General features: G+C 34.2%; 9 protein-coding genes. 2 read left to right on the forward strand and 7 right to left on the reverse strand.

The features are described 5' to 3' along the window. Window positions 1-19: 19 nt before the first annotated feature. Window positions 20-3,592: a SusC/RagA family TonB-linked outer membrane protein gene (locus BB050_RS02860; RefSeq protein WP_066032542.1), complete on the reverse strand. Its 3,573-nt coding sequence runs from the start codon at window positions 3,590-3,592 to the stop codon at window positions 20-22. 233 nt (window positions 3,593-3,825) lie between these two features. Further along, the gene (locus BB050_RS02865) at window positions 3,826-4,974 is read right to left on the reverse strand and encodes a FecR family protein (protein WP_066032543.1); all 1,149 of its coding nucleotides are present in this window, start codon (window positions 4,972-4,974) and stop codon (window positions 3,826-3,828) included. A gap of 279 nt (window positions 4,975-5,253) precedes the next feature. On the opposite strand from BB050_RS02865, the gene BB050_RS02870 reads away from it, so the two are divergent. Further along, window positions 5,254-5,865, forward strand: a complete 612-nt coding sequence (locus BB050_RS02870; RefSeq protein ID WP_066032544.1) for an RNA polymerase sigma factor — start codon at window positions 5,254-5,256, stop codon at window positions 5,863-5,865. Between the two features lie 48 nt (window positions 5,866-5,913). On the opposite strand, the gene BB050_RS02875 is transcribed toward BB050_RS02870, so the two are convergent. Beyond that, the gene (locus BB050_RS02875) at window positions 5,914-6,663 is read right to left on the reverse strand and encodes an MBL fold metallo-hydrolase (RefSeq protein WP_066032545.1); all 750 of its coding nucleotides are present in this window, start codon (window positions 6,661-6,663) and stop codon (window positions 5,914-5,916) included. A gap of 103 nt (window positions 6,664-6,766) precedes the next feature. Between BB050_RS02875 and BB050_RS02880 the strand changes: the two genes are divergently transcribed. Further along, the gene (locus tag BB050_RS02880) at window positions 6,767-7,645 is read left to right on the forward strand and encodes a LysR substrate-binding domain-containing protein (RefSeq protein WP_066032546.1); all 879 of its coding nucleotides are present in this window, start codon (window positions 6,767-6,769) and stop codon (window positions 7,643-7,645) included. A gap of 77 nt (window positions 7,646-7,722) precedes the next feature. On the opposite strand, the gene fsa is transcribed toward BB050_RS02880, so the two are convergent. The 4 genes from fsa to BB050_RS02900 form a co-directional block, all read right to left on the reverse strand. Beyond that, window positions 7,723-8,379 (reverse strand): fructose-6-phosphate aldolase, encoded by a 657-nt coding sequence (gene fsa / locus BB050_RS02885; protein WP_066032547.1) that lies wholly within the window; start codon window positions 8,377-8,379, stop codon window positions 7,723-7,725. 365 nt (window positions 8,380-8,744) lie between these two features. Beyond that, a complete protein-coding gene (gene xylA / locus BB050_RS02890; protein WP_066032548.1) occupies window positions 8,745-10,070 on the reverse strand; it encodes a xylose isomerase in 1,326 nt (441 codons plus the stop codon). 9 nt (window positions 10,071-10,079) lie between these two features. Further along, on the reverse strand, window positions 10,080-11,561 hold the full coding sequence (locus BB050_RS02895) for a xylulokinase (RefSeq protein ID WP_066032549.1): 1,482 nt from the start codon (window positions 11,559-11,561) through the stop codon (window positions 10,080-10,082). 2 nt (window positions 11,562-11,563) lie between these two features. Continuing rightward, window positions 11,564-12,571 (reverse strand): GntR family transcriptional regulator, encoded by a 1,008-nt coding sequence (locus tag BB050_RS02900; protein ID WP_066032550.1) that lies wholly within the window; start codon window positions 12,569-12,571, stop codon window positions 11,564-11,566. Window positions 12,572-12,682 lie beyond the last annotated feature (111 nt).

A 12,682-nucleotide genomic window follows, 5' to 3' on the forward strand; every position in this document is an offset into this window, starting at 1 on the left:
GTCTAGTCTTTATAATAAATTAGAAATTAACATTTACTCCAAAAACAAAACTTGGAGATGTGAAACCGCCTAACATAAATTTAGCATCTCTGCTTTTAGCAAAAGTGTAAACGTTTTCGGCATTTAAATTGAAGCGTATTCCGTCTAATTTTACTTTTTTGATAATAGAACTTGGCATTTGATACGCTAACGAAATGTTGCTTAATCTTACATTTGAGGCATCTAAAATATTAATGTCAGCGTATGAATAAATTGTTCGTGAATCTGAATTAAATTCTGATTCGTATTCGTAAACGGCTCTCGGAACATTTGTAAATGCTTCGTCTCCTGGTTTCATCCAACGATCAGCTATATGATTGTTTACAACTGTGATATCTGTAACATACCCTCCCATTGCGCCATTATAATTGTTGGCTAACATTGGCAGAAAAGTATTTCTTACCTTATGTCCTAACTCATAAATGAAAAGTGCCGAAAGAGAGAAGTTTTTATAATTAGCAGCTGTGTGAAAAGATCCGCTATGTATAGGAACTGTTGAGCCATAATCTTTGATTGCATCTAATTGCCCCGGATTATATTTAACCGCAGTTCCCGAAGCATCATAAACCTGAGGTACTCCCGTACTGCTTAGTCCTGCCCATTTATAACCATAAATTGAATTAAAGTTGGTGCCAACTCTTGGAAAAGCTTGTGCCTGATCTAACTGTAGATAATATACTGGAGCTTTGACATTTATGTAATCTACCTTATTCTTGTTGTTTGCATACAAAACTGTTGCATCCCAAGAGAAGGAAGGTGTTTTTACGATTGTTCCTTTCAAAGTAACCTCAATTCCTTTGTTGGTCATTGCACCATTATTGATGGTATAAGTAGAATATCCCCAACCCTCTGTTGGAATTCCTTGACTGCTTGCTAATAGATCTTCTCCCTTTTTGTTATAAAAATCAAGGCTTCCGCTTAATCTGCTTTCAAAAAGCGAAAAATCTAAACCAATATTGGTTGTTGTTGTTTTTTCCCAAGATAATTCTGGATTTGGTCTCGATCTCACAGTTCCCTGAGTTCCTCCAACATTCGAATTAGAGTTATAATATGCTGTTAAATAAGGTGCTGTATCTTTAGAAATATTTCCTAAAATACCATAAGAAGCACGTACTTTAAGCGCATCTACCCATGAAACTTTAAAGAAAGATTCTTTATCAACATTCCATCCCGCGCCAGCTGACCAAGTTGGTTTATTCTGATATTTACTGTCTGTTCCCCAAAGATTAGAGCGATCCATACGCAAACTTCCAGAAACAGTATATCTTCCGTCATAAGTATATCCGCCTGTTGAGTAAACAGACACAAAACGGTTTAACATCTCTTTTTCTAATGAAAAATCATCTTGAACCATGTAGCCTCCAAAAACTCCTCCATATACTTTAAGTAAATCTGCCTGATTTATTGGCGTAAAACCTAAAGTCTGAGAGTCATAACCGTAACGTGTATTATTGCCAAATTCTAATTTTGTATGACGAATCTCCATACCTGCAATGGCAGAAAAATCATGTTTCTCAGCAAAAGTCTGATTGAAGTTTAATTGCTGACGGAAATTGTAAGCATTTGTAAACTGATTGGTTTCTTTTATAATATCGCCATAAGGAAGATTGTAAACTGCTTTATTATTTACAATAGTAACCAGTTCGTTTACTCTCTTTCTTACATAATAAGAATCTTTTCCATAAAGCTGTTCTGCGCGATCTGCACCATACTCATACTGAAACATTGCATTGTATGTGAAGGCTTTGCTGAATTTAACATTAAACTTTGCGTAAGTTCTGTTTAGGAAGTTTTTGTTTTCAATAAGGTTTCTTCCAAATTCATCCATTGGAGTAATATCCATATTATACAGTCCGTAATTCTGTAAAGACTGAAGCGTAAAATTATTGTAACGAGACGCGGCTGTCGAAACAAAATTTGTCCCATCATTATTTACCAATTGATTGTACGGCTGAAATTTAAATCCAGGACCTGATGCAAAATAACTTTGCGTGTCGCCTATTCCGTAGTTTAAATAAGTTCCTAAATCTAAAGATAACCAGCTGTTAATTTGAGTAGAGTTTTTTAAATTGATTCCCACCGATTGGTTTTCAGAATATCGATCTTCAAGCTGATTGTCTTTATAAGTAATCGATGCATTAAAAGTATTATTTTCAGAAGCTTTACCTAAACTAAGGTTGTGCTGCATAAAATACTGATCCCGTTTTGCATATTTTGCAATATCATCATAATATTTATAACCTTGTGCGCCAAGTGCATTCAAACGGTTATTCATTTCTGTTTGAGAAATTTTGCCTGCATAACCATTTAATAAAGTATTCATTCCTAAACTTGTGAATACTGCATTATTCAATAATGATTGTGCATAAGTACCTGCATTTGCTCCCTGTAAATTTGGGTTTCCAGCTGCCCATCCTTTTTCCAAGCCAATAATATCAGCAGAATCCGTAAGGTTTCCAGTGTAATTTCTATAAGGTGTAACCGTTAAATTACTTGAAAACGAAATATTTGTTTTTCCAGCTTTTGCTTTTTTGGTTGTAATAACCACAACTCCATTTGCTGCGCGAGACCCATAAATAGAAGCGGCCGCTGCATCTTTTAGAACTGTAATTGTCTCTATATCTTCTAAATTCAGATTCGGCACATTTTCTTCTATAGTGGCATAAGGCGTCAGTTTTGTGCTTTCTACAGGAAATCCGTCAATAACATACAAAGGATACACGACACCTCTCATTGTTGTTGTCCCACGAATTTTACCATCCTGATATCCAACAATACGTCCTTCTAAAATTTTATCCATACTGCTTAAACGCTGTTCTTGAAACTCTTGCGCTTTCAGATTTGAGAAAGAACCTGTTATTTTTTCAGCCGAAATATTTTGGTAACCAGTTGTTAAAACCAAACCTTCCAATTGCTGTACGTCTTCTTTTAAAACAACATTGATAATGCTTCTGCCTTCAACTTTTATTTCCTGTCTTACATATCCTAAATAAGAATAGGCCAAAGTAGTTTGGCTGCTTACAGCAATAATCTGATATTCACCATTAAAATCAGTAATTACGCCTCTTCCAGAACCATTATCAGCAACGGCTGCACCAACTAAAGGCATTCCTTTTTCGTCAGTAACTTTACCCTTTACAATAAAATCAGCCACTTCTTTTTTGGCTTCAGCTGGTTTTTCGGCAGAAATTTTTTTTGGCATCAAAATAATATGGTTTCCAGATACTTTAAAATCGGTGCTGGTATTATCAAAAATTTTGTTCAGAATAGTCTCTATTGAGGCTTCGTATGCATTTACGTCGATTATTCTGTTTAAATCGACAGATCTCACATTGTAAACAAATCTGTAGTCTGTAGTATATTCAAGTCTTTCAATCACTTTAGCAACGGTCATATTGCTGGCATTAAAAGAAATCTTGGTTCTTTGAGAATAAGTGGTTCCGGCGTGCATTACAGTTAAGGCAGTTAGCAGAAATAATGTAGTCAATTTCATTTTCAAATCAAATTTCAAAAAAGGCTTATCAAACCTGATTCTGTTCAAGAGTTTTTTCATACTTTTAAAATGTTTTTTAATGTTGGTTGGTTAATTAACTGACCGCATATACTCTACCGGGAAATGTTGGCGCATTTTCCGGTTTTTTTATAACGATCCTTTTCATTTTTGGATTTTTGTTACATAGGCCTCATTATTTTAGATTTTAAATTTCTGATTGTTGATTGTAGATTTCCCAATCTTGCTTCTTATCTTTTTTCGTGTTTCTTCTTGTCTTTTTCTTCTTTTCAACTCTATTTAATCGTAATTCTGTCGCGATCAATATCATAATCAATCTTATAGCTGTCGCTGAAATATTTTAATACCACTTCAATTGGTTCGTTATCAAAACGGGCGTTGAAAATTTCTTTTCCAAGCGTTTTATTTCTATTGATGAAAGTAACATTGTAGCGGCGCTCCAGCTTTTTGATAATTTCGTCAAACGAAGCATTTTTAAAAACCAGACTTCCCTTTACCCAAGCGGTATAATATTCTGTATTAACCTGTTCTGTCGTAATTTTTGACTGTCCTCTTTCATTTGAGCCTTTTTCTCCTGGCTTCAAGTACACTTGATTTTCTTTTGTTTTCTGGTCTTTGTACATAGATACTTTTCCTTCAACCAAAACAACATCTGTACTTGTGTTTTCACTATAAGTATCTACATTAAACTTAGTTCCCAGAACTTCAATATTGACATTTTGAGTATTTATGTCAAATGGATGTTCTTTGTCTTTCTCCACTTCAAAATAAGCTTCGCCCAAAAGATAAACTTGTCGATTCTGATTTTTAACAAATTGTACTGGATATCTCAAAGATGTTCCTGCATTTAAATGCACCAAGGTTCCGTCAGATAATTGCACTTCAAACTTTTTCCCGTACGGGATCCTGATTGTATTGTAAACCAGAGCGCCTTCAGAATACGTTTTTGTATAAACCAATCTATCTTTTTCCTGTCTTCCAATAATGTTTCCGTCTTTATCGGTTATGTTTCTGGCATCATTTGCCTTCAGATTTTGCGATTCGTTTCCGAGTTGCAAAACAATTTCGTCTACTCTCGGAATAATAACATTTTGTTTAACTGGAGCCGAAGAAACGTTTTTATAGAAATAAAAACCTCCCAAAGCCACAATCAAAATCGCAGCGTATTTATAATAAGATGAAAATCTTCTTTTATAAAAAACATTATTTTCTTTAGCAATTCTATCTGAAAGCTGTTTTCTAACTTCAGAAGAATCAAAAGTGTTTAAGGCAGCATCAATTGCATAATTGGTTTTTATAAAATCCTTAAATACAATTTGGTTCTCTTCGTCTTTTAACCACTCGGTAAGCTGCTCAATCTCTTCTTGAGAAGCCTGATTTGTGATAAATTTAACAATTAGTCGCTCTGACTTTTTTACTGTCATTTTAGTCGTTTTTAATATTATTACGAAGCCAAAAAACAAAACCCTAACAATTTGATAAAGTTTTTTTCATTTTGATGAATTTTTTATTTTTCACAAGTCTTTTCTTTCAATAAAACTAGACTAATTTGATAGAAATAATAAAGTAAAAAATTTATATTTGCATTTTATTCCTTTTTTATTTGTAATAAATTTCAAATAGAAAAGGAAAAAAGAGGTTATTTTGGGCGAATTCAATTCACTTTTTAACCTCAAAAACTATTAATTTATATATTTGTTTTTATGAAGATTGAGGATTACAGCGACAATACTATTCTTATTGAATCTCTAAGGAATGGAGACGAAAGCGCTTACACCTACCTAATCGACACTTATCATCATAAACTTTGCGTATATGCCAACAGCTTGGTTAAAAATGTTTATAGCGCCGAAGATATCGTGCAGAATGTTTTTATTAAGGTTTGGGAGCATCGTATAAGATTAAAAACAGATCATTCTTTAAAAAGTTTTCTTTACAAACTGGTTTACAATGAGTTTATCGATTTGTACCGAAAAAACCAGTCTTTGTTTTCTCTTGAAAAATCATATTATGATGCTTTAAACGGAATTGTTCAGGAAGAAGATTCTGAATCTTTTCAAAGAGTTTTGAATGCTGTAAACAAAGAAATCCAGAATCTGCCTCCAAAATGCAAAGAGGTTTTTATTCTAAGTAAAAAAGAAGGTTTAAGCAATATCGAAATTGCAGAACACTTGGATGTTTCTATAAAAACTGTCGAAGCGCAGATTACAAAAGCATTCTCGATTTTACGCTCTTCTTTAGAAGAAAAAATAAAAAGTGTTTTGTTTCTTTTGTTTTCTTCTAAAAAAAAATTCAGACTAAGTAATTTAATCTGAATTTTCCTTTTATTATTTTAGAGCTGAAATTGTTTATAAATCTTTCATTTACGATACGTATTTCATTTTCTCTTCAAAAAACGTTGCGACAGGCGTTTTCATATCGTGATAAAAAAGCACTTTCCAGTTCTCATCTTTAGCTTGCTGTTCCCATTTTTTACGAGATTCCATTGCACGTTTTCCATCAAAATCAGTTTTGTAGGCAACACTCATAGACCAATATATTTTTTGAGGCAAATCGTCTGCACCGTAAAAAACAATTTCATTATCAGCTTTAATCCAGAAAACTTGATGGAATTTTGTATGCCCAGCCGAAACTTCATAAAAAATTTCATCCGTTATATTTCCACTGTTAGAATTCAGCAATTCTACATTAGGAAGTTTTTTGAGCTCTTTTACTATTTCAAATACATAAGACGGATTGTCAATTTGTTCCAAAGCAAAATCAATTTCTCTTTCTTGAATATAAATAGTTGCATTAGGAAAATTTTGAACCAGATTTCCGTTTTCAAAATAACCGATTCCTTCAATATGATCTTTATGGAGATGCGAAACCAAAACTTTTGTGATTTGTTGAGGTTCAATATTATTCTTTTGCAGCATTTCATAAATAAACGGAACGCCATTATTGACAAATCCTAAACCGAAATCTAATAAAATAACATCATTCTCTGTAATAATCACAAAGGGCTGAATTGCCATTTTAAGCCCTTTTTCGGTTGTATTTTCTGTAATTAATTGAAACTCTTTTTGAGAATTGGCGATATAATTTCCTTCCTGTAAAGCTATAATTTCCATTTTGTTTTGGCTTTAAATTTGCAACACGACAAAGTTCTTAAGAATTTCTATATTTGTAAAACCTTATTTTTCGATAAAATCAATCGATAAAACCGATTTAGAAATGGAACTTCGTCAACTCAAATATTTCCTGAAAGCAAAAGAATTGTTGAATTTTACTGAAGCTGCTTCGGCACTTTATATTAGTCAAAGTACGTTATCGCAGCAGATCAAACAGCTTGAAGATGAACTTCAGGTTCCGCTTTTTAATAGAATCGGAAAAAGAATTACGCTTACCGAAGCTGGAGATTTATTTGCCGTTTATGCTCAGCAATCTGTCAACAAAGCTTCTGACGGTTTGGAGTTATTAAAAGATCTAAATAATCTGGAAACAGGAAAAGTAGCAATTGGTGTGACTTACGCACTTCGCCATGTGGTGACAAAAGCATTGATTTTATTTAGCCCCGAATATCCCAAAATTCAATTTGAAATTGTCTTCGGAACTTCACAGGAACTCATTCAAAAACTAAATCGTTTTGAATTGGATGTGATTTTGACTTTTGAAGAAATTGCTTCTGAAGCTCATTTTAAATATTTGGAATTATTTACTTCTCCAATGGCTTTGGTTACAGCATCAGAAACTCCTTTAACGCATAAAAAAAGCATTTCTCTTGATGAGGTTAGTTCTTTGCCTCTTGCGCTTCCATCGAGCGGTTTCAGCACTACACAATTCATTAATAAAGCCTTTAAAAAAGACAATCTCAACCCCGAAGTTACCATCGAAATTAATGATATTCCGACTTTGCTCGAACTGATCAAAACGGGAAAATGGCATACCATATTGACAAAAACAACAATTGAAAATGAGAAAGATTTACACGCAATTCCTATAAAAGGTGAGAATATGACTAGAACTGCAATGCTGATTTCCTTGAAAGAAGTTTATGAAAAAAAAGCGGTGGTGGCGTTTTTGAAAACCCTGATGGAAAATTTAAACACATAAAATTTATTTGAAATTTTCAATAAAAAAACCCTTTTCAAGATGAAAAGGGTTCATAGATTGTGTTGTTTATTCTTAGTTTAGAGATTCATCTTTTTAGCATCTTCAACAAACTGTTTCAATCCAATATCTGTTAATGGATGTTTCAATAATCCTTTAATCGCCGATAATGGTCCAGTCATAACATCTGAACCAATTTTGGCGCAATTGATAATATGCATAGTGTGTCTTACAGAAGCCGAAAGGATTTGGGTTTGATAATTATAATTATCGTAGATTTCTCTTATTTCAGCAATTAGATTCATTCCGTCTGTAGAAACATCATCTAAACGACCTAAAAACGGAGAAACATAAGTTGCTCCAGCTTTTGCAGCCAGTAATGCCTGACCAGCAGAAAATACTAAAGTTACATTGGTACGGATTCCTTTTGAAGAAAAATATTTACAGGCTTTTACACCATCACCAATCATAGGCAGTTTCACTACAATCTGCGGATGCAAAGCAGCAAGCTCCTCTCCTTCTCTTACCATTCCGCCAAAGTCTGTTGAGATTACCTCAGCCGAAACATCTCCGTCAACGATGTTGCAAATAGCCAAATAATGGTTTAAAATATTTTCTTTTCCTGTAATGCCTTCTTTTGCCATTAAAGACGGATTGGTGGTTACACCGTCTAAAACACCTAAAGCCTGCGCTTCTTCAATGTCCTGAAGATTGGCAGTGTCAATAAAAAATTTCATGTTTTTTTAGTTTAAGTTAAAAGTTTTTTGCGTAAAAAAACTTTGTCAAAGTTTAAAACTTTGACAAAGTTCTCAGCATGTTGCAGTGAGTTAAAATGTGCATTTCGATTGATTCTATTCTTCAAAAAACCTTCAATAAAAAAATATCCTCTTATTATTTTATCAAACTGACTTTTTATTCGTTTTGATTTTCAAAAAATAGCAACTAAACCTTAAATCTATTTTTTTCAAATCTCAATGGAAAAAAGCCATAATCTTAATACACATTTTCAAAGTTTTAGATTTTCTGTCTCACTAAATAGTTTTGAAACCTAACAGTCCCGATGCATCGAGGCTGTTAGGTTTGATATTAAAATCTAAACCAATTAAATATATTGGTTGATGATATTTTCAAACAATTCTTGTTTACCGCTTTGAAGCGTTAATTCTCCATTTTGGTTTGCAATATCATAAAGATCTTTAAGGTTTAATTTTCCGTTTTCGAAATCTTTACCTTTTCCAGAATCAAAAGAGCTGTATCTTTCTTTTCTTAATTTCTCGTAAGGAGAAGAAGTGATGATTTTATCAGCAGTCAGTAATGCTCTTGCAAAAGTATCAGCTCCGCCAATGTGTGCTAAGAAAACATCTTCTAAGTCTGTAGAATTTCTTCTAATTTTAGCATCAAAATTAACTCCACCACCTTGTAATCCGCCAGCTTTTAAGAAAACCAGCATCGCTTCAGTTGTTTCTTGAATATTATTTGGGAATTGGTCTGTATCCCAACCATTTTGGTAATCTCCTCTGTTGGCATCGATGCTTCCTAACATTCCCGCTTTTGCAGCTACTTCCAATTCGTGTTGGAAAGTGTGTTGTGCCAAAGTAGCGTGGTTTACCTCGATATTGATTTTGAAATCTTTATCTAAACCGTATTCTTTCAAGAATCCGATTGCTGTAGCCGAGTCAAAATCGTATTGGTGTTTAGATGGCTCCATTGGTTTTGGCTCAATGAAGAAAGTTCCTTTAAAACCTTGTGCTCTTGCATAGTCTCTAGACATTGCCAAGAATTGCGCCATGTGATCTAACTCTCTTCCCATATCTGTATTAAGTAAAGACATATAACCTTCTCTACCTCCCCAGAATACATAGTTTTCTCCGCCTAAAGCGATTGTAGCATCAAGTGCTAATTTTACTTGTCCTCCAGCTCTTGCCACAACATTAAAATCTGGATTTGTAGCGGCTCCGTTCATGAATCTTGGGTTTGAGAAACAGTTTGAAGTTCCCCAAAGCAATTTAATTCCAGATTCTGCTTTTTTCTGTTTTAAATAATCAGTAATAAAAGCCAAACGTTTTTCTGATTCTGCGAAAGTTGCTCCTTCAGCGATCAAATCATAATCATGGAAACAGAAATAATCGAATCCCATTTTGCTGATGAATTCAAAAGCAGCATCTGCTTTATCTTTTGCTGCCTGATATGGATCTGAAGACTGATCCCAAGCAAAATTTTGAGTTCCTGGTCCGAATGGATCGCTTCCTTGTCCGCAGAAAGTATGCCAATAAGCGATAGCAAATTTAAAGTGCTCACGCATTGTTTTTCCAGCTACAACTTGATCTGGATTGTAATATTTAAATGCCAACGGATTATCAGATTCTTTTCCTTCAAATTTAATTTGGCCAATACCTTTGTAGTATTCTTTATCTCCTAAAACTATCATTTTATCTTTTTATTTATTTGTTAATATTAATTCTAATTCTTGTTTCCATTTTTTATAAGCCGTCTCATAGGGCTCCTTGTTGTGCAATGGTAAAAACGTCATTACATGGTCGTTGTCACTAACATTAGCTCCAAATTTGCTGTAATCGCCATCTTTTAAGCCAACCGCTCTCGCTGCGCCAACTGCTCCTGTCGTATTGTAAATCTCAATTTCGTGGCCAATTAAAGTCGCCACAGTATTGGAGAAAATCTCCGAACGGAAAAGATTATCATTTCCGGCTCTAATTACATTGATGGTTGCGTTATCATCTTTTAAACATTCCATTCCGTACACAAACGAAAAAGCGATTCCTTCAAGAGATGCCCTAAACAAATGCGCACTATTATGAATATTCAAATTCAGATTTAAGAAATGAGTTCCGATTGTTTTATTGTTGAACATACGTTCAGCACCATTTCCAAACGGAATCACAACTACACCTTCCGAACCAATTTCAATATTTGAAGCTTTTTCATTCATTGCTTCATAACTTTCGTTACCCATATTATTACGAAGCCATCTGTATTGAATTCCCGCTCCGTTGATATTCAAAAGTTTACCCACTCTTGGCGTTTCCAGTTCATAGTTTACGTGAACAAAATTGTTCACCCTTGTGCTTTTTCCAGAAGATGCTTCGCTTACCGCATAAAAAACCCCAGAAGTTCCTCCCGTCGCAGCAACTTCTCCCGGATTTAATACATTTAATGACAGCGCATTATTTGGCTGATCACCCGCTCTGTACACAATCGGAATTCCTGCTGGCAATCCAGATTCTTTTGAAGCTTTTTCAGTAACAACTCCTTGGTTTGTAAAGTTTTCTACAATTTTTGGAGTTAATTTTGTATCAATTCCGTAATATTCTAAAAGCCAGTCGGCTACTTTATTTTCTTTGTAATCCCAAAGCATTCCTTCAGACAAACCATTTTTAGTTGTCGTTACTTCGTCTGTCAATTTCAAAGCGATGTAATCTCCCGGAAGCATGTATTTAGCAATTTTATTGTAAACTGCCGGTTCGTTTTCCTTTACCCATTTCAGTTTCGAAGCGGTGAAATTTCCAGGCGAATTCAATAAATGCGACATGCATTTTTCTTCTCCTATTTCGGCAAAAGCCTTATTCCCAATTTCAACCGCACGGCTGTCACACCAAATAATAGAATTTCGTAACGGAGCGCCTTCTTTGTCTACAATCACCAATCCGTGCATTTGGTACGAAATACCAATTCCTTGAATTTTCGATGCATCAACATTTGCCTCCTTAATCGCTCTTTTAGTCGCCGTACAAATGTGCTGCCACCAGATTTCAGGGTCCTGCTCGGCCCAGTCTGGGTGAATCGAAAGGATTTCCATTTCGTTCTGAGGTTCATTCAAAACGATTACTTTTTTACCTGTTTCTGCTTCCACCAAGGCTGCCTTGACAGAAGAACTTCCAATATCATAACCGATATAATACATACTTATAATGATTCTCTTATTATTAATTTTGTCGGCACATAACACTGCGTTTCTTCGTCATGCGTAATAAATGCCGCTGCTTTGGTTCCCATTTCTTTAAAATCAGTTGAAACAACTGAAATTCCTTTGTATATAAATTTCTTCATCGGGGTTTCGTTGTAAGATAAAAATCCTACGTCTTTCCCTGGCTCAAAATCTTTCTCTTTGCATTGCTCTAAAAAGTGCCCCAAAATCCTGTCGCTTACACTGATGTAGGCAATTCCTTTTTCGATACTGAACTTCTTTGGATCGGTTATTACTTCATATTCAAAACCAAAATCAGCACAGAATTTCTTGAAATATTCTACCGTTTCCCACGGATGATTTGTAAAATCAGGATATACAAACTGTATCTTTTTATACTTTTTAAACAAATCAACCGCTTCTGTCAAAGACTTATAAAATGCTTTCCCGAAATCCTGAAATACATAATTATTAGCCTTATCTGCCTGAATATTCCAATCTATCAAAAGCAGTTTTTCTTTTGAAATCGCCGATAATGCTGGAGCAATATCCTTGTGATCAAAATTCATCACCACATATTTGTAATACTTCCCGATTCCGTTATTGATGATCGTTTTAAAAACATCAATATTATAATGATGAAATTGCACATCTGTAATCACATTATCCGGCAAATTGTTCACAAACGAATGATATAAAACCTCTTTATAAGCCTTAAACGTATCCAAAACCAAAAGCACTTTCCTCGTTTCGCCCGCCACATAATAGCCTTTATTTGGCACAGAATCAATTACATTTTGATCTTTTAAAATCGAATACGCCTTAAAAACCGTATCTCTCGAAAGCTGATAGGTCTTGCAGATCACATTAACAGAAGGCAGTAATTCTCCCTTTTGTAAAATATTCTCCGCAATAGCATTCGTAATTCCGTCAACCAACTGCTGGTACTTTGGAATATCACTTTCGTGATTAATTATAAACTCAAATTTTTCTTCTTCTTTTAGCATACCGTTCTGTTCCGTTCTGTTATGCTAAAGTAAGTAAAATTCTTTTATAAAAAATTGTCTTTTATATTAATTATGTTAAGTTTTTAAAATTCTATATTTCAATATTTTGGG

Source organism: Flavobacterium anhuiense (assembly GCF_001705175.1).
Classification (GTDB): Bacteria; Bacteroidota; Bacteroidia; order Flavobacteriales; family Flavobacteriaceae; genus Flavobacterium; species Flavobacterium anhuiense.